The following is a 17,750-nucleotide window of genomic DNA, read 5'->3' as shown; positions in this document are numbered from 1 at the left end:
CCGCCGGGCGCGTCTGCCGCACGGCCCCGTACCGACCTCGTACGCATCAGCCAGTGCGGCCCGGCGACCACACGGCACCTCACCTCGAGGAGGCCGCGCCAGGGAAAGGATTCATCGTGCGACACCGTTCCTTGCTCATCCTCACCACCGTGCTCACCACGGGAGCTCTCACTCTCACCGCCTGCGGCTCTCGCGACGACGGCAAGGGCGGCGGAGGGGACGACGGAGGCAAGACGACCGTCGTCATCGGCGTCGACGCTCCGCTCACCGGATCGCTTTCCGCGCTCGGCCAGGGCATCAAGAACTCCGTGGACCTGGCGGTCCGTACCGCCAACAAGAACAACGAGGTCCCGGGCGTCACCTTCAAGATCGAAGCCCTCGACGACCAGGCCGTACCGGCCTCCGGCCAGCAGAACGCCACAAAACTCGTCGGCATGAAGGACGTCCTCGGCGTCGTCGGCCCGCTGAACTCCGGCGTCTCCCAGTCCATGCAGGGCGTCTTCGACAAGGCGAACCTCACCCAGGTCTCCCCCGCCAACACCAACCCGGCCCTGAGCCAGGGCGACAAATGGGCCACCGGCGACCTGAAGCGCCCCTTCAAGACCTACTTCCGCACCGCCACCACCGACGTCGTCCAGGGCCGCTTCGCCGCCCAGTACCTGTTCAACGACGCCAAGAAGCGCAAGGTCTACGTCGTCAACGACAAGCAGACCTACGGCGCCGGCCTCGCCGCGATCTTCTCCAAGGAGTTCCAGCGCCTCGGCGGCAAGGTCGTCGGCACCGACAGCGTCACCGTGAAGGAGACCGACTTCTCCTCCACCGCCGACAAGATCAAGGCCTCCGGCGCCGACTCCGTCTACTTCGGCGGCCAGTACCCCGAGGGCGGCCTCCTCGCCGACCAGGTCAAGAAGACCGGCGCCAAGATTCCCACCATGGGCGGCGACGGCATCTACGACCCGCAGTTCATCAAGGCCTCCGCCGAAGCCAACGACGGTGACCTCGCCACCTCCGTCGGCTACCCGGTCGAGAAGCTCCCCACCGCCAAGAAGTTCATCGAGAACTACAAGGCAGCCGGCTACAAGGACCCGTACGCGGCCTACGGCGGCTACTCCTACGACGCCGCCTGGTCCATCGTCCAGGCCGTCAAGGCAGTCGTCGCCGCCAACGACGGCAAGGTCCCGGCCGACGCCCGCGCCAAGGTCACCGAAGCCATGTCCAAGGTCTCCTTCGACGGCGTGACCGGCAAGGTCTCCTTCGACCAGTACGGCGACACCACCAACAAGCAGCTCACCGTGTACCAGGTCAAGAACGGCGAGTGGAAGGACGTCAAGTCCGCCACGTTCGAGGACTGACCCTCCAGCACAGCCCCGCACCCAACCCAGCCGCGCGAGGGCGCAAACAGCGCCCTCGCGCGGACTCATATCCGACACGCTCATCGGAGGCCCTGCGGTGAACGAACTGCCGCAACAGCTGGCCAACGGCCTTGCCCTCGGCGCCCTTTATGGCCTGATCGCCATCGGGTACACCATGGTCTACGGCATCGTCCAGCTCATCAACTTCGCCCACGGCGAGATCTTCATGATCGGGGGCTTCGGCGCCCTCGCCACGTACACACTGCTCCCCAGCGGCATATCCATAGCCGTCGCCCTGCCGCTCATGCTCATCGGCGGCGCACTCGTGTCCGTGGCCGTGGCCACCGCCGCGGAACGCTTCGCCTACCGGCCCCTGCGCGGCGCCCCCCGCCTGGCACCGCTGATCACCGCGATCGGCCTCTCGATCGCCCTCCAGCAGCTCGTCTGGCGCTTCTACCCCGGCGCCAAGGGCCCGGTCAGCTTCCCCGAGTTCAAGGGCGAATCGTTCAAGATCCTGGGCAACCTGGCCATCGGCCGCGCCGACGCCTTCGTACTCGTCGCCGCACCCCTGTGCATGATCGCCCTCGGCCTGTTCGTCTCCAAGAGCCGCAGCGGCCGAGCCATGCAGGCCACCGCACAGGACCCCGACACCGCCAAGCTCATGGGCATCAACACCGACCGCATCATCGTGATGGCCTTCGCCATCGGCGCCGCCTTCGCGGCCGTCGCCGCGGTCGCCGAAGGCCTCGACAAGGGCCAGATCCGCTTCGAGATGGGCTTCCTCCTCGGCCTCAAGGCCTTCACCGCCGCAGTCCTCGGCGGCATCGGCAACATCTACGGCGCCATGGTCGGCGGCGTCGCCCTCGGCATCGTCGAAACACTGTCGATCGCGTACGTCCAGGACATCCCCGGCATGGAGCAGTTCGGCGGCGGCGCCTGGAAGGACGTATGGGCCTTCTCGCTGCTCATCCTCGTCCTCCTCTTCCGGCCCCAGGGCCTCCTCGGCGAACGCGTCGCGGACAGGGCGTGAGAACCATGACCACAGACACCACCACCTCCAAGACCCCCGGGTCCGCCGCCAAGGGCGCCACGACCACGGCCCGCCCCCTGCACTGGACCATCGCCCTCGGCGGCGTCGCCACCATCGCCGGCACGTTCCTCGCCTGGACGTACACCAGCGAATTCCCCGGCGACCTCACCGTCTACGGCTACCCCGGCGGCCTCCAGGTCCTCACCCTGGTCACCGGCGCGCTCCTCGTGCTCTTCGCGCTGTCCGCCCTCGGCATCAAGGGCCTGGGCTGGCTCACCCCCGCCGGCGCCAACAAGCCCCTGAAGCTCCTCGCCCTCGCCGCCTTCGGCACCACCTGGTACACGGTCCTCGCCATCGCCGTCGAACTCGGCGGCCTGGTCAACCTGGAGCCGGGCGGCTTCATCGCCGCCGTCGTCACCCTCATCCCCCTCGTGGCGCTGCGCCTCCCCGACGACAGCCGGCAGCTCAGCCGGCCGAAGGAACTCCCCTCCTGGGCCGAGATCCTCATCATCGTCGGCGCCTTCGCCGTCGGCCTGTACGCCGTGACCTACGGCATCGACACCGAGTACGCCGAGCTCTTCATCGGCTACCTCATCACGGTCGGCTTCGCGGTCGCCGCCCTGCTCAAGGCCGGCCTCGTCGCACGGTTCTCCGCGCTCGCCGCGAAATACCGCACCATCGCCGTCATCGCGGCCTTCATCGCCGCCGCGGCATTCCCCTTCACCCAGAGCACCGACCAGTACACCCTGATCGCGGTCAACATCCTCATCTTCGCGACCGTCGCCCTGGGCCTCAACGTCGTCGTCGGCCTCGCCGGCCTCCTCGACCTCGGATACGTCGCCTTCCTCGGCGTCGGCGCCTACACCGCCGCCATCGTCTCCGGGTCGACCGCCTCCGCCTTCGACATCCACTTCCCCTTCTGGGCCGCCGTCCTCACCGGCGCCCTCGTCTCACTGATCTTCGGCGTCGTCATCGGCGCACCCACCCTCCGGCTCCGCGGCGACTACCTCGCCATCGTCACCCTCGGCTTCGGCGAGATCTTCCGCATCGTCATGCTCAACCTCGACGGCGAATCCGGACCCAAGGTCACCAACGGACCCAACGGCATCCCCAACATCCCCGACCTCAACTTCTTCGGATACGACTTCGGGGAACCCCACACCATCCTCGGCATGGAGCTCGGCTCCTACGCCAACTACTACCTGCTGATGCTGCTGGCCATGATCCTGGTCGTGCTCGTCTTCAGCCGCGCGCAGAACTCCCGCATCGGCCGCGCCTGGGTCGCCATCCGCGAGGACGAGACCGCCGCCACCGCCATGGGCATCAACGGCTTCCGCGTCAAACTCATCGCCTTCGCACTCGGCGCCACCCTCGCCGGCCTCGCCGGCACCGTACAGGCGCACGTACAGAGCACCGTCGTCCCCGAGATGTACCAGTTCGCCGGGCCCGTACCGCCGAACTCCGCCTTCCTCCTGGCCGCCGTCATCCTCGGCGGCATGGGCACCATCAGCGGACCACTGCTCGGCGCGTCGCTCCTCTACCTCATCCCGGCCAAACTGGAATTCCTCAAGGACTACCAGCTCCTCGGCTTCGGCATCGCACTCATCCTGCTGATGCGTTTCCGCCCCGAGGGACTCATCGCCAACCGGCGCGCACAACTCGAGTACCACGAGACCGGCCAACTCGACGTACCGCGACAGCAGAAGCTGACCGACGACGCGACGGCCGGCGCGGCGAAGGCTGAGGCGTGACACCATGACCACCACCAACACCACCGCCACCACCACGGCCGCCACCGTCCTCGACGCCAACGGTGTCACCATGCGCTTCGGCGGCCTCACCGCCGTACGCGACGTCGACCTCACCGTCCGCGAAGGCGAGATCGTCGGCCTCATCGGCCCCAACGGCGCCGGCAAGACCACCTTCTTCAACTGCCTCACCGGCCTGTACGTCCCCACCGAAGGCAAGGTCAGCTACAAAGGCACCGTTCTGCCCCCCAAGCCCCACCTCGTCACCAAGGCCGGCATCGCCCGCACCTTCCAGAACATCCGGCTCTTCGCCAACATGACCGTCCTGGAAAACGTCCTCGTCGGACGCCACACCCGCACCAAGGAAGGACTCTGGTCGGCCCTGCTGCGCGGACCCGGCTTCAAGAAGGCCGAAGCCGCCTCGCACGAGCGGGCCATGGAACTCCTGGAGTTCATCGGCCTCGAACACAAGGCCGACCACCTGGCCCGGAACCTCCCGTACGGCGAACAGCGCAAACTGGAAATCGCACGGGCACTCGCCAGCGACCCCGGCCTCCTCCTCCTCGACGAGCCGACAGCCGGCATGAACCCCCAGGAGACCCGCGCCGCCGAAGAGCTCATCTTCGCCATCCGCGACAAGGGCATCGCCGTACTCGTCATCGAGCACGACATGCGCTTCATCTTCAACCTCTGCGACCGCGTCGCCTGCCTGGTCCAGGGCCAGAAACTGATCGAAGGCACGCCCTCCGTCGTCCAGGGCGACGAACGCGTCATCGCCGCCTACCTCGGCACACCCTTCGAGGGCGAGCCCGGCGCGGAGGAAGCGGCGGAGGTCGCCGCCGCGGAAGCAGCCGCGGAAGCAGCCGCGGAGGACGGCTCCGGAGCCGAAACCGCGGCAGCGCCCGACGGCGACCCCGACGGTGACAGCGACGACGGCGACCCCGACGGCGACGACAGCGACGGCGGCGGCGGCGGCGACAGCACGGACAGCGCACCCGACGACCCCACCACCCATGCCGCCGAAGACGGCACCGGCACCGGCACCACCACCGGCACCGACGGGGACCCGGCCGCGCACAGCACCACCACCGAAGGAGACTCCAAGTGACCGCACTCCTCGAGGTTGAGGACCTCAGGGTCGCCTACGGCAAGATCGAAGCCGTCAAGGGCATCTCCTTCTCCGTCGAGGCCGGCCAGGTCGTCACCCTCATCGGCACCAACGGCGCCGGAAAAACCACCACCCTGCGCACCCTCTCCGGACTCCTCAAGCCCTCCGGCGGCACGATCAACTTCGACGGCAAGCCCCTCCACGGCATCCCCGCCCACAAGATCGTCGCCCTCGGCATGGCCCACTCCCCCGAAGGCAGGCACATCTTCCCCCGCCTGACCATCGCCGAGAACCTCCAACTCGGCGCCTTCCTGCGCAGCGACAAAGCCGGCATCGAGAAGGACATCCAGCGCGCCTACGACCTCTTCCCCATCCTCGGCGAACGCCGAAAGCAGGCCGCCGGAACCCTCTCCGGCGGCGAACAGCAGATGCTCGCCATGGGCCGCGCCCTGATGTCCCAGCCCAAACTGCTCATGCTCGACGAGCCCTCCATGGGCCTCTCACCGATCATGATGCAGAAGATCATGGAAACGATCAGCGCGCTCAAGGCCCAGGGCACCACCATCCTGCTCGTCGAGCAGAACGCCCAGGCCGCACTCTCCCTCGCGGACCAGGCGTACGTGATGGAGACCGGCACGATCAAGCTGTCCGGCACCGGACAGGAGCTCCTCCACGACGAGTCGGTCCGCAAGACCTACCTCGGCGAGGACTGAGCGGCGCACACAAGGAGGCCCACCCCGCGTCGTGCGGGGTGGGCCTTCGTCGTACGCATAGCCGGCGCTACTGACCCTGGCCCTGGCCCTTCGCCGCCTTCTTCTCCTCGGCGTCCTCGATGACCGCCTCCGCCACCTGCTGCATCGACATCCGGCGGTCCATCGACGTCTTCTGGATCCACCGGAACGCGGCAGGCTCCGTCAGCCCGTACTGCGTCTGCAGGATGCTCTTCGCCCGATCCACCAGCTTCCGCGTCTCCAGCCGCTGGGAGAGGTCCGCGACCTCCTTCTCCAGCGCCTTCAGCTCCGCGAACCGCGACACCGCCATCTCGATGGCCGGCACGACATCACTCTTGCTGAACGGCTTCACCAGATACGCCATGGCCCCGGCGTCCCGGGCACGCTCCACCAGGTCGCGCTGCGAGAAGGCGGTGAGCATCAGCACCGGGGCGATCGACTCCTCCGCGATCTTCTCCGCGGCGGAGATCCCGTCGAGAACCGGCATCTTCACATCCAGGATCACAAGATCCGGCCGGTGCTCACGGGCAAGCTCGACGGCCCGCGCGCCGTCGCCGGCCTCACCGACGACGGAGTAGCCCTCTTCCTCGAGCATCTCTTTCAGGTCGAGGCGGATGAGGGCCTCGTCCTCGGCGATGACGACACGGGTCGTCATCGGCGGGACGTGCGACGTGTCGTCATCGTCAGCGGCGACGGGCTGGGGCGACTCGGGGGCGGTCACGCGGGCTCCTCGTTGCGGGGCGATACAGCTCCCCAAGAGCGTACCCAGCTGCGGTATGGTGGACAGGCAGCAGGTCCTGGGAAACCTTCGATTCTGCGAGCCCCGGTAGCCCAATCGGTTAGAGGCCGTGCTCTCAAACAGCATCCAGTGTGGGTTCGAGTCCCACCCGGGGTACTTTTCCTTCGTTTCCAAGGTCACCGCTTCCGTAGGTGACCTTCACCCGTAACGGTGAACAAGCGATCGAACCGCCCCGCCTGGAGGGCCGGCACCCCAGACTCGGCCGCGTGTACGACACCGACACACGCAAACGGGCACTGGCCCTCATCGGCCAAGGGCGCAGCCTGAACGCCGTCAGTAAGCAGACCGGCATATCCCGGGCAGCCCTCCGCTCGTGGCAGACACGAGTCGACCCCTTGGTCCGAACCGGTGAGCCTTGCCCACGGTGCAGGGATGTGCCCGGCGCACCTGAAGACCCGGCGGCGTACGCCTACCTGCTGGGCCTCTATCTCGGTGACGGTTGCATCAGTGAGCATCGGAGGGGTGTCCACTACCTCCGCATCATGTGCGCCGACGCCTGGCCGGGCCTCATTGACGCCTGCGAAGCAGCGCTGCGCTCCGTACGGCCGGACAACAGCGCGTACCGTGTCCGGCGGCAGGGCTGCGTCGCCGTCACAGGGAGCAGTAAGCACTGGCCCTGCCTCTTCCCCCAGCACGGTCCCGGCAGAAAGCACGAGCGACGCATCGTCCTCGAACCCTGGCAGCAGGAGATCGTCGACGCCCACCCGTGGGAGTTCGTCCGGGGGCTGATCCACTCCGACGGGTGCCGGACCACGAACTGGACCACCCGCGTCGTACGCGGGGAACGCAAGCGGTACGAGTATCCGCGGTACTTCTTCACCAACGTCTCGGACGACATCCGGCGGCTGTACACCAACACGCTCGACCAACTCGGTGTCGAGTGGACGTACTGCACGCGCAACGGGAATCCGTACAACATCTCCGTCGCCCGACGGGCGTCCGTCGCGCTCATGGACGCCCATGTCGGGCCGAAGTACTGATGCTCGTTACGTGACCCGGTCGCCGATGTGGTGGACGCGTACCAGGTTGGTGGAGCCGGAGACTCCCGGCGGGGAGCCGGCGGTGATCACCACGAGGTCGCCCTTGCGGCAGCGGCCGATCCGGCTCAGGTACTCGTCGACCTGGGCGACCATCGCGTCCGTGGACTCGACGTGGGGGCCGAGGAAGGTTTCGACGCCCCAGGTGAGGCTGAGTTGTGAGCGGGTGGCCGGGTCCGGGGTGAAGGCGAGCAGGGGGATGGGTGAGCGGTAGCGGGAGAGGCGTTTGACGGTGTCGCCGGACTGGGTGAAGGCGACGAGGTACGTGGCGCCGAGGAAGTCGCCCATTTCGGCGGCGGCGCGGGCGACGGCGCCGCCTTGGGTGCGGGGCTTGTTGCGGTCGGTGAGGGGTGGGAGGCCCTTGGCGAGGACGTCTTCTTCGGCCGCTTCGACGATGCGGCTCATGGTGCGGACGGTTTCGATGGGGTATCTGCCGACGCTGGTTTCGCCGGAGAGCATGACGGCGTCGGTGCCGTCGATGACGGCGTTGGCGACGTCGCTTGCCTCGGCGCGGGTGGGACGGGAGTTCTCGATCATCGAGTCGAGCATCTGGGTGGCGACGATGACCGGTTTGGCGTTGCGCTTGGCCAGCTTGATGGCGCGCTTTTGGACGATGGGGACTTGTTCGAGGGGCATTTCGACGCCGAGGTCGCCGCGGGCGACCATGATGCCGTCGAAGGCGGCGACGATGTCGTCGATGTTGTCGACGGCCTGCGGTTTTTCGATCTTGGCGATGACGGGTAGGCGGCGGCCCTCTTCGTCCATGACGCGGTGGACGTCTTCGATGTCGCGTCCGCTGCGGACGAAGGAGAGGGCGATGATGTCGGCGCCGGTGCGCAGGGCCCAGCGGAGGTCTTCGATGTCTTTTTCGGAGAGGGCGGGTACGGAGACGGCGACGCCGGGGAGGTTGAGGCCTTTGTGGTCGGAGACCATGCCGCCTTCGATGACGGTGGTGTGGACGCGGGGGCCGTCGACGGCGGTGACGTCGAGGGCGACGCGGCCGTCGTCGACGAGGATGCGTTCGCCGGGGGTGACGTCGTGGGCGAGGCCGTGGTAGGTGGTGCCGCAGGTGTGGCGGTCGCCTTCGATGGGTTCGGTGGTGATGGTGAAGGTGTCGCCGCGTTCGAGGAGGACGGGGCCTTCGCGGAAGCGTCCGAGACGGATCTTCGGGCCTTGAAGGTCGGCGAGTACGCCGACGCTGTGGCCGGTTTCGTCGGAGGCTTTGCGTACGCGCTGGTAGCGCTCCTCGTGTTCGGCGTAGGTGCCGTGGCTGAGGTTGAGACGGGCGACGTCCATTCCGGCTTCGACCAGGGCTTTGATCTGGTCGTATGTGTCGGTGGCTGGGCCCAGGGTGCAAACGATTTTCGCTCGGCGCATGGTGCGAGCCTATGGCTTACCGGCGGGTAGAGAATTGGCCGCCCGTGACTACTCAACAACCTTTGCGTGAAGGCTTATTGACAACTGTTGAATTGTGCGGGGGGTCGCTCCGATGAGCGTTGTTCGGGTGTTGTCCCGGGAAATGGGATAACCGGGCAATTGTTCGTCTGTGGTGGGCGCTACAGCGCGGGGGGGTGCATGGTGAAGCGGGCGTTGACCTGGGCGGTGACCGTCTGGCGTTGGGGTTCCAGGTTGAGGGCGGGGGGTGTGTCCGGGGCTTCGGCCGCCGCGAAGGCCATCCGGGGGGTTCCGCCCGCCATGGGGGTGTTCTCGGCGCCGAGGTCGGCGAGTTCGATGAGGGCGGCGAGGGTGGTGCCGAGGGCTTCGGCGTACTCGCGGGCGCGCTGGACGGCTTCCCTGACGGCTTGGCGGCGGGCCGCGCCGTGGGCCGGGGAGTCGGGGCGCAGGGTCCACCAGGGGCCGTCGACGCGGGTGAGGTCGAGGTCGGCGAGGCGGGTCGTGAGCTCGCCGAGGGCGGTGAAGTCGGTGAGTTCGGCGGTGAGGTGGACGCGGCCGTGGTAGGCGCGGACGCGTTCGCCCTTGCCGTGTCGGGTGAGTTCGGGGGTGATGGAGAAGGCGCCGGTTTCGAGTCTCTCGACGGCGTCGCCGTAGGACTTGATGAGGTCGAGGGCGGTGGTGTTACGGCGTGTCAGGTCTTCGAGTGCGCTGCGCCGGTCGGTGCCGCGTGCGCCGATCGTGATGCCGACGCGGGCGATCTCGGGGTCCACTTCGAGGCGGGCCTCGCCGCGTACGGCGACGCGCGGTGCTTCGGGGGTTCCGGGTGGCGGGTCGCTCGTCATGGCGGGTCACTTCCTCGTGGTCACCGGATCGAAACCTTGGGGATCTATGCGGGTCCGTGTGCCTGCGACAGAATCTACGCGCGTTGTGCGACCAGAACGAAGGAGATCACATGCCGCTGAACCGTAGGACTTTCCTGGGGCGGTCGGCCGCCGCCGGCGCCGGGGTGGCCATGGCCGGAGGGATCGCGGGCCCAGCGGAGGCGGCGGCCGGGGAGAAGCGGTACTCCTTCACCGTGATGGGGACCACCGACCTCCACGGGAACGTCTTCAACTGGGACTACTTCACCGACAAGGAGTTCGACGACAAGGCGCACAACGATGTCGGCCTCGCGAAGATCTCGACGCTCGTGGAGCGGGTGCGGAAGGAGAAGGGGCGGGGGAACACCCTCCTCATCGACGCGGGCGACACGATCCAGGGCACCCAGCTGTCGTACTACTACGCGAAGGTCGACCCGATCACCGCGGAGCGCGGTCCGGTGCATCCCATGGCCCGGGCCATGAACGCCATCGGGTACGACGCGGCGGCGCTCGGCAACCACGAGTTCAATTACGGCATACCCGTGCTGCGGAAGTTCCAGGAGCAGTGCGACTTTCCGCTGCTGGGTGCGAACGCGCTCGACGCGAAGACGTTGCGGCCGGCGTTCCCGCCGTACAGCGTGCACCGGCTGCGTACGCCCTGTGGGCGGGATGTCCGGGTGGCGGTCCTCGGGCTGACCAACCCGGGCATCGCGATCTGGGACAAGGCGAACGTCAGCGGCAGGATGGTCTTCCCGGGTCTGGAGGAGCAGGCCGCGAAGTGGGTGCCCAGGCTGCGGTCGATGGGCGCGGACGTGGTGATCGTGTCGGCGCATTCGGGGTCGAGCGGTACGTCTTCGTACGGTGACCAGCTGCCGTACGTGGAGAACGCCGCCGGACTCGTCGCCGAGCAGGTGCCCGGCATCGACGCGATCCTGGTCGGTCACGCGCACACCGAGATCCCTGAGTACCGGGTGAGGAACAGGGAGACGGGCAAGGACGTCGTGCTGTCGGAGCCGCTGAAGTGGGGTCAGCGGCTCACCCTCTTCGATGTCGACCTGGTGTGGCGGAAGGGCCGCTGGGTGGTGGAGAAGGTGGGCGCGCGGGTGCTGAATTCCAACACGGTCGAGGAGGACCCGGAGATCGTCTCGCTGCTCGGTGAGGAGCACGCGAAGGTGGTGGCGTACGTCAACCAGGTCATCGGTACGTCCACGGTCGCGATGTCCACGGCGGACGCGCCGTGGAAGGACGAGCCGATCATCGACCTGATCAACCACGTCCAGGCGGAGACGGTGAGGGAGGCGCTGGCGGGTGGCGCGTACGCGGGGCTGCCGGTGCTGTCGCAGGCGTCGTGTTTCTCCCGTACGGCGAGGATCCCGGCAGGTCAGGTCACCATCCGGGACGCCGCAGGGCTGTATCCGTTCGAGAACACGCTGGAGGCGCGTGTGCTGACGGGTGCCCAGCTGAAGGACTACCTGGAGTTCTCGGCGCGGTATTACGTGCAGACTCCGGCCGGTGCGCCGGTCGACACGGCGAAGCTGACGAACGCGGGCGGTACGCCGGACTACAACTACGACGCCGTGTACGGGCTGTCGTACGAGATCGACATCGCCAGGCCGGCGGGTTCGCGGATCGTGAACCTGTCGTTCGAGGGCAGGCCGCTGGATCCGGCGGCGCGGTTCGTGCTGGCGGTCAACAACTACCGTGCGAGCGGCGGTGGCGCGTTCCCGCACGTCGCCGCGGCGCAGCAGGTGTGGTCGAACTCGGAGGAGATCCGTAACACGATCATTCAGTGGGTGCGGGAGAAGGGGACGGTCGATCCGGCCGCGTTCGCGTCGGTGGACTGGAGGCTGACGCGGGACGGTGTGCCGGTCTTCTAGCGGGGGCGGCTCAGTGGGTGCGCCGGCCGGGGAGCCCGAACGTGGTGAACGCCGTGCGGCGTGGCAGCGGGTAGGGCTCCTTGGCGGTGAGTGAGTTGAGGATGGTGGCGGCGCGCCAGGCCGCGAGGCCGAGGTCGGGCGTGCCGACGCCGTGGGTGTGGGTTTCGGCGTTCTGTACGTGGACGGCGCCGGTGACGGAGGGGTCGAGGACGAGCCGGTAGGTGTCGTCGATGCGTGGCCGGTCGGCGGAGTCGCGGCGCATGTAGGGGTCGAGGCCGGTGAGGATGCGGTCCAGGGGGCGTTCGCGGTAGCCGGTGGCGAGGACGACGGCGTCGGTGGTGATGCGGTCGCGGGTGCCCTGCTGGGTGTGTTCGACGTGCAGTTCGACCTTGGTGGTGGCGAGGCGTCCGGCGGTGCGGACGCTGACGCCGGGGGTGAGGACGGCGTCGGGCCAGCCGCCGTGGAGGGTGCGGCGGTAGAGCTCGTCGTGGATGTCGGCGATGGTGTGGGCGTCGATGCCTTTGTGGAGTTGCCACTGGCGGGGCACGAGGTCGTTGCGGACCTGTTCGGGCAGGGCGTGGAAGTAGCGGGTGTAGTCGGGGGTGAAGTGCTCCAGGCCCAGCTTGGAGTACTCCATGGGGGCGAACGCCTCGGTGCGGGCCAGCCAGTGGAGTTTTTCGGCTCCGACGGGGCGGGCGCGCAGCAGGTCGAGGAAGATCTCGGCGCCGGACTGGCCGGAGCCGATGACGGTGACGTGTTCGGCGGCGATGAGCCGGTCGCGGTGGTCCAGGTAGTCGGAGGAGTGCAGGACGGGGACCGTGGGTGCCTCCGCGAGGGGCTTGAGCGGCTCGGGGATGTACGGCTCGGTGCCGACGCCGAGGACGATGTGGCGGGTGTGGGTGCGGCCGAGGGCTTCGGCCTGGCCGTCCGCGTCGAGCTGGGTGTAGTCGACCTCGAAGACGTCGCGCTCGGGGTTCCAGCGGACGGCGTCGACCTGGTGGCCGAAGTGGAGTCCGGGTACGTGGTCGCTGACCCAGCGGCAGTAGGCGTCGTACTCGGCGCGCTGGATGTGGAACCGCTCGGCGAAGTAGAAGGGGTAGAGGCGGTCGCGGCCGCGCAGGTAGTTGAGGAACGACCAGGGGCTGGTGGGGTCGGCGAGGGTGACGAGGTCGGCCAGGAACGGTACTTGGAGGGTGGTGCCCTCGATGAGCAGGCCGGGGTGCCAGCTGAAGGTGTGCCGCTGTTCGAAGAAGGCCGTGGCGAGTCCGCCGGGGACGCCGTGGGCGAGGGCGGCGAGGGAGAGGTTGAACGGCCCGATGCCGATGCCCACGAGGTCGTGGGGGTGTTCGAGAGAGTTCTGGGGAGGGGTGCCGGTCATCGGGCGGTGCTGCCTTCCACGAGGGTGAGGATGTCTGCCAGGTCGTCGGGGGTGGTGTGGGGGTTGAGGAGGGTCGCCTTCAGCCAGACGCGCCCGTCGGTGGAGCGCGCGCGGCCCAGGACGGCGTGGCCTTCGGTGAGGAGGGCGCGGCGGATCGCGGCGACGGTGGTGTCGTCGGCGTGGGTGGGGCGGAAGAGGACGGTGGAGAGCGTGGGCCGTTCGTACAGCTCCAGGGCGGGGTTCTTCTCGACGAGGTCGGCGAGGTGCTGGGCCGCGGCGCACACCTGGTCGACGAGGACGCCGAGCCCGGTGCGGCCGAGGGCGCGCAGGGTGACGGCGACCTTGAGGATGTCGGGGCGTCGGCTGGTGCGCAGGGAGCGGCCGAGGAGGTCGGGCAGGCCGGCTTCGGTGTCGTCGTCGGCGTTGAGGTAGTCGGCGGTGTGGGCGAGCGGGGCGAGGAGGGCGCGGTCGGGTACGGCGAGGAGACCGGCGGCGAGGGGTTGCCATCCGAGTTTGTGCAGGTCGAGGCCGACGGTGTGGGCCCGGTCGAGTCCGGTGAGGAGGTGGCGGCGGGCGGTGCTGAACAGCAGCGGCCCGGCGTAGGCGGCGTCGATGTGGAGGTCGGCGCCGTGGGCGTCGCACAGGTCGGCGATCTCGGGGAGCGGGTCGATGCGGCCGGTGTCGGTGGTGCCGGCGGTGGCGACGACGAGGAGCGGGCCGCGCAGGCCGGTGAGGACCGCGTCGAGTGCGGTGAGGTCGAGGGTGCCGTCGGGGGCGGGGACGGTGACGGGCTCGGGCAGGCCGAGGAGCCAGGCGGCGCGGTGGACGGAGTGGTGGGCGCTGGCGGCGCACACGGTCTGGACGGTGGTGCCGAGGGTGCCGTGGCGTTCGCGGGCGAGGAGGAGGGCGAGCTGGTTGGCCTCGGTGGCGCCGCTGGTGACGAGCGCGTCGGGGTCGGGGCCGGTGGGGTGGACCTCGGCGGCCAGGGCGCGGGTGAGGAGGTGCTCCAGTGCGGCGGTGGCGGGTGCCTGGTCCCAGGAGTCGAGGGACGGGTTGAGCGCGGAGGCGGCCAGGTCGGCGGCGACGGCGACCGCGAGGGGCGGGGTGTGGAGGTGGGCGGCGCAGCGGGGGTGCGCGGGGTCGGCGGCGCCGTACGCGACGGCGCGGACGAGGGTGCGGAGGGCTTCGCGGGCGCCGGTGCCGGTGTGCGGGATGACCTCGGTGTGGGGTGCGGTGCCGGGGGCGGCGGTGCCGGTGTGGGGGGCGTCGCGGGGGGCCGAGGTGAGGGTGGTGCGGATGTGGTCGGTGATCGCGGTGGGCCCGCCTGGGGGGAGGGGGCCGCCGCGCGCGACGGCCCCCTCGTGCAGGGCGTCGAGCACGGTGTCGACGAGGGGTCGCAGGGCGTCGGGGCCCGCGGGACCTCCGGCGAGGGGCGGGGTGCTCATGAGGTCAGCGTGGACCGGCTCCGCACCGGGCGGGCCTGGTGCGGAGCGATCACAACCCGAAAGTGGGACGCCGCCGCCGAGACGGCCGGCCCGGTCGCCCGGGCCTGCTATGGCGTTGGGTCATCCCTCCCGTACGCGCAGGGCGCGGCGCAGGTCGTCGAGGCGGTCGACGAGTTGGCGGCGCAGGGCGGGGAGCAGGTCGCCGGCCTGGGTGAGGTGCTGCTCGCCCAGGCGCAGGGCTTCGGCGTCGACGGCGTACGACGGGAAGGCGTACCGGCCGGCGGCGGTGGCGATGGCCGGGCCGCGGCGGTCGGCGAGGGCGGTGGCGTCGGGGTAGAAGCGGGCCACGTACTCGCGTAGCAGGTCGGCCTGTTCGGGCTGCCAGAAGCCCTGGGCGGTGGCGGTGAACAGGTAGTTGGAGAGGGTGTCGGAGGCGAACATGCGCTCCCAGGCGGCTGCCTTGGCCTCGGCGGTCGGCAGGGCGGCGCGGCAGCGGGCGGCTCCCTCCTGTCCGGTGGCGCTGGGGTCGCGGTCGAGCTCGGCGGCGATGGTGGTCTCGTCGGTGGCGTCGAGGACGGCGAGCCGGGCGAGGGCGCGCCAGCGGAGCTCGGGGTCGAGGTCGGGGCCGCCGGGGACGGCGCCCTCGTCGAGCCAGCCCTGGAGGGTGGCGGGCCGGTCGGCGCAGTCGATGAAGTGGCGTACGGCGGTGAGCCGCAGGCCCGGGTCCTTGCCGTCCTCGGTGCGGCGGATGAGGTCGCGGGTGAGGTCGGTGAGCAGCGCGAGCGCGGCGGGCCGGTCCTGGGGGGCGAGGTAGCGGTCGGCGATCTCGGCGGAGGCGAAGCCGAGGACGCCCTGGACGATCGCCAGGTCCTTTTCGAGGGGGAGGTGGGCGCGGGCGGTGTCCAGGTAGGCGGTGGGGGCGAGTTCGCCGTCGCGGACCATGTCGCGGGCGGCGTTCCACACGACGGCGCGGGTGAGGGGGTCGGGGATGCCGGACAGGGAGCGTACGGCGGTGTCCCAGGAGGTCGCGTCAAGGCGGACCTTGGCGTAGGTGTGGTCGCCGTCGTTGAGGGCGACGAGGGCGGGCCGGGGTCCGGGGATGGTGAGGGGTGTGGTCTGCGGGACGTCGGTGTCGAAGCGGTCGCGGAGCACGAGCCGGGTGTCGTCGGCGAGGTCGTGGTCGTAGACGCCGACGGTGATGCGGTGCGGGCGGCTGCCGGTCCGCTCGATGGCGAGGGTGCAGTCGGCCGGGTCGTAGGCGGGGGTGAGGGTGTCGACGCCCGTGGTGCGCAGCCAGGCCTCGGCCCAGCCGTGCACGTCGCGCTCGGTGGCGGAGGCGAGGTTGTCGATGAAGTCGGCGAGGGTGGCGTTGGCGAACTTGTGCCGGGCGAAGTGGGTGTTGATGCCGGCGAGGAACTCCTTCTCGCCCATCCAGGTGACGAGTTGCCGGAGGGCGGAGGCGCCCTTGGCGTAGGAGATGCCGTCGAAGTTGAGGAGCGCGGAGGCGGTGTCGGGGACGGCGTCGGGGTCGGGGGCGACGGGGTGGGTGGAGGGCCGCTGGTCGGCGTCGTAACCCCACGCCTTGCGGGCGACGCCGAAGTCGACCCAGGTGTCGGGGTAGCGGGTGGTGGCCTCGTTGACGATCTGGTAGCCCATGTACTCGGCGAACGACTCGTTCAGCCAGATGTCGTCCCACCACTTGAGGGTGACCAGGTCGCCGAACCACATGTGGGCCATCTCGTGGGCGATGACCATGGCGCGGGTCTGCCGCTCGGTGACGGTGACGGCGGAGCGGTAGACGAATTCGTCGCGGAAGGTGACGAGGCCCGGGTTTTCCATGGCGCCGGCGTTGAACTCGGGGACGAAGGCCTGGTCGTACGAGTCGAAGGGGTACGGCTCGTCGAACTTCTCGTGGTACCGGTCGAAACACTGCCGGGTGACGTCGAGGATCTCGTCGGCGTCGGCGTCGAGGAAGGGCGCGAGGGAGCGGCGGCAGTGGATGCCGAAGGGCAGTCCGGCGTGTTCGGTGCGGACGGAGTGCCAGGGGCCGGCGGCGACGGCGACGAGGTAGGTGGAGATGAGCGGGGTGGGGGCGGCCTGCCAGCGGCCGTCGTCCTGGCGGGTGGTGACGCCGTTGGCGAGGACGGTCCAGTCGTCGGGGGCGGTGACGGAGACCTCGAACACGGCCTTGAGGTCGGGCTGGTCGAAGGCGGCGAAGACGCGCTGGATGTCCTCCATGAACAGCTGGGTGTAGACGTAGGTCTCGCCGTCGGTGGGGTCGGTGAAGCGGTGCATGCCCTCACCGGTGCGGGAGTACCGCATGGCGGCGTCGACGCGCAGGGTGTGCTCGCCCTCGGTGAGGGTGAGCGGGAGCCGGTTGTCGCTGAGTGTTTCGGGGTCGAGGGGCTGCCCGTCGAGGGTGACGAAGCGCAGCGTGGCCGGCTTGAGCTCGACGAAGGTGGTCCCGGCGGTGCGGGCGGTGAACCGGATGAGGCTGGTGGAGTCGAAGGTCTGGTCGCCGGTCGTCAGATCGAGGTCGACCGTGTACCGGTGGACGTCGAGGAGCTGGGCTCGGGTCTGCGCTTCGTCGCGCGTCAGTACGGGCATGGCCCCATGCTGCCCGATGGGGTGGGAGCGGGGCACGGGGGTTCTTCTCACGGCTGAGTTCTGCCCTGAGCTTGGGCGTAAGCCCGCGGGCGGCGGACGGTGGGGCGCCACCGGGCCACGCGCCGGACGGCGCGGGCGTGGGCGCGCGCCCCGGGGGGCGGCTTCGCGTAGGTCCGGGAGGCGGCGCGGGGGCGGTGGGGGCAGTGGGGGCGGCGTCGGTATGTGGGCGCCTGAAGGGCGGGTTCGCGGGGGCGCGGGCGGCGCGCCGTACGCCGTGTGTCGCACGCCGGTGCGTGGGGGGATCGGCGGCCTGGGCGGCGAGCTTCAGGGCGGGGCGCGGGGCTCGGGGGCGCGGATCCGGCTGGGACGGGCCGGCCGGGGCG

General features: G+C 69.7%; 13 protein-coding genes and 1 tRNA gene. 8 read left to right on the top strand and 6 right to left on the bottom strand.

Annotation, left to right across the window (positions count from 1 at the left end):
- Positions 1-116 precede the first annotated feature (116 nt).
- The 5 genes from ABZZ38_RS04035 to ABZZ38_RS04015 all read left to right on the top strand — a co-directional run bounded on the left by ABZZ38_RS04035 (position 117) and on the right by ABZZ38_RS04015 (position 5,951).
- A complete protein-coding gene (locus ABZZ38_RS04035; protein WP_356735472.1) occupies positions 117-1,352 on the top strand; it encodes a branched-chain amino acid ABC transporter substrate-binding protein in 1,236 nt (411 codons plus the stop codon).
- A 97-nt stretch (positions 1,353-1,449) separates the two neighbouring features.
- The gene (locus ABZZ38_RS04030) at positions 1,450-2,382 is read left to right on the top strand and encodes a branched-chain amino acid ABC transporter permease (protein ID WP_356735471.1); all 933 of its coding nucleotides are present in this window, start codon (positions 1,450-1,452) and stop codon (positions 2,380-2,382) included.
- Between the two features lie 5 nt (positions 2,383-2,387).
- Complete coding sequence (locus tag ABZZ38_RS04025; protein ID WP_356735469.1) at positions 2,388-4,133, top strand: branched-chain amino acid ABC transporter permease; 1,746 nt, start codon at positions 2,388-2,390, stop codon at positions 4,131-4,133.
- 4 nt (positions 4,134-4,137) lie between these two features.
- Complete coding sequence (locus ABZZ38_RS04020) at positions 4,138-5,238, top strand: ABC transporter ATP-binding protein (protein WP_356735467.1); 1,101 nt, start codon at positions 4,138-4,140, stop codon at positions 5,236-5,238.
- Complete coding sequence (locus tag ABZZ38_RS04015) at positions 5,235-5,951, top strand: ABC transporter ATP-binding protein (protein ID WP_356735465.1); 717 nt, start codon at positions 5,235-5,237, stop codon at positions 5,949-5,951. The genes ABZZ38_RS04020 and ABZZ38_RS04015 overlap by 4 nt, the downstream gene beginning before the upstream one ends.
- Before the next feature lie 67 nt (positions 5,952-6,018).
- Here the strand turns inward: ABZZ38_RS04015 and ABZZ38_RS04010 are convergent, their stop codons facing one another.
- On the bottom strand, positions 6,019-6,690 hold the full coding sequence (locus ABZZ38_RS04010; protein ID WP_356735463.1) for a response regulator: 672 nt from the start codon (positions 6,688-6,690) through the stop codon (positions 6,019-6,021).
- A gap of 99 nt (positions 6,691-6,789) precedes the next feature.
- Here ABZZ38_RS04010 and ABZZ38_RS04005 point away from each other — a divergent pair.
- Both ABZZ38_RS04005 and ABZZ38_RS04000 read left to right on the top strand, forming a co-directional pair.
- A tRNA-Leu gene (locus tag ABZZ38_RS04005) sits at positions 6,790-6,864 on the top strand.
- A 110-nt stretch (positions 6,865-6,974) separates the two neighbouring features.
- Entirely contained in the window at positions 6,975-7,748 is a 774-nt protein-coding gene (locus tag ABZZ38_RS04000; protein WP_356735461.1) for a transcriptional regulator, read from the top strand.
- Between the two features lie 6 nt (positions 7,749-7,754).
- On the opposite strand, the gene pyk is transcribed toward ABZZ38_RS04000, so the two are convergent.
- Entirely contained in the window at positions 7,755-9,182 is a 1,428-nt protein-coding gene (gene pyk, locus ABZZ38_RS03995; RefSeq protein WP_356735459.1) for a pyruvate kinase, read from the bottom strand.
- 179 nt (positions 9,183-9,361) lie between these two features.
- Entirely contained in the window at positions 9,362-10,042 is a 681-nt protein-coding gene (locus ABZZ38_RS03990) for an SIMPL domain-containing protein (RefSeq protein WP_356735457.1), read from the bottom strand.
- A gap of 110 nt (positions 10,043-10,152) precedes the next feature.
- Here ABZZ38_RS03990 and ABZZ38_RS03985 point away from each other — a divergent pair, with 110 nt between their 5' ends.
- Entirely contained in the window at positions 10,153-11,937 is a 1,785-nt protein-coding gene (locus ABZZ38_RS03985; RefSeq protein WP_356735455.1) for a 5'-nucleotidase C-terminal domain-containing protein, read from the top strand.
- Positions 11,938-11,947: 10 nt separating this feature from the next.
- On the opposite strand, the gene ABZZ38_RS03980 is transcribed toward ABZZ38_RS03985, so the two are convergent.
- The 3 genes from ABZZ38_RS03980 to pepN all read right to left on the bottom strand — a co-directional run bounded on the left by ABZZ38_RS03980 (position 11,948) and on the right by pepN (position 17,367).
- A complete protein-coding gene (locus tag ABZZ38_RS03980) occupies positions 11,948-13,315 on the bottom strand; it encodes a SidA/IucD/PvdA family monooxygenase (RefSeq protein WP_356735453.1) in 1,368 nt (455 codons plus the stop codon).
- On the bottom strand, positions 13,312-14,760 hold the full coding sequence (locus ABZZ38_RS03975; protein WP_356735451.1) for an aminotransferase class V-fold PLP-dependent enzyme: 1,449 nt from the start codon (positions 14,758-14,760) through the stop codon (positions 13,312-13,314). The genes ABZZ38_RS03980 and ABZZ38_RS03975 overlap by 4 nt, the downstream gene beginning before the upstream one ends.
- Before the next feature lie 120 nt (positions 14,761-14,880).
- Positions 14,881-17,367, bottom strand: coding sequence for an aminopeptidase N (gene pepN / locus ABZZ38_RS03970; RefSeq protein ID WP_356735449.1), 2,487 nt, complete (start codon positions 17,365-17,367; stop codon positions 14,881-14,883).
- Positions 17,368-17,750 lie beyond the last annotated feature (383 nt).

Source organism: Streptomyces sp. NPDC006368 (genome assembly GCF_040612535.1).
Classification (GTDB): Bacteria; Actinomycetota; Actinomycetes; order Streptomycetales; family Streptomycetaceae; genus Streptomyces.
This window is presented reverse-complemented; position numbering and strand designations above follow the sequence as displayed.

Coding starts and splice junctions, on each gene's coding strand:
- ABZZ38_RS04020 (WP_356735467.1), top strand. CDS start 4,138: ATGACCACCACCAACACCACCGCCACCACCACGGCCGCCACCGTCCTC.
- ABZZ38_RS03975 (WP_356735451.1), bottom strand. CDS start 14,760: ATGAGCACCCCGCCCCTCGCCGGAGGTCCCGCGGGCCCCGACGCCCTG.
- pyk (WP_356735459.1), bottom strand. CDS start 9,182: ATGCGCCGAGCGAAAATCGTTTGCACCCTGGGCCCAGCCACCGACACA.
- ABZZ38_RS03990 (WP_356735457.1), bottom strand. CDS start 10,042: ATGACGAGCGACCCGCCACCCGGAACCCCCGAAGCACCGCGCGTCGCC.
- ABZZ38_RS03980 (WP_356735453.1), bottom strand. CDS start 13,315: ATGACCGGCACCCCTCCCCAGAACTCTCTCGAACACCCCCACGACCTC.
- ABZZ38_RS03985 (WP_356735455.1), top strand. CDS start 10,153: ATGCCGCTGAACCGTAGGACTTTCCTGGGGCGGTCGGCCGCCGCCGGC.
- ABZZ38_RS04025 (WP_356735469.1), top strand. CDS start 2,388: ATGACCACAGACACCACCACCTCCAAGACCCCCGGGTCCGCCGCCAAG.
- pepN (WP_356735449.1), bottom strand. CDS start 17,367: ATGCCCGTACTGACGCGCGACGAAGCGCAGACCCGAGCCCAGCTCCTC.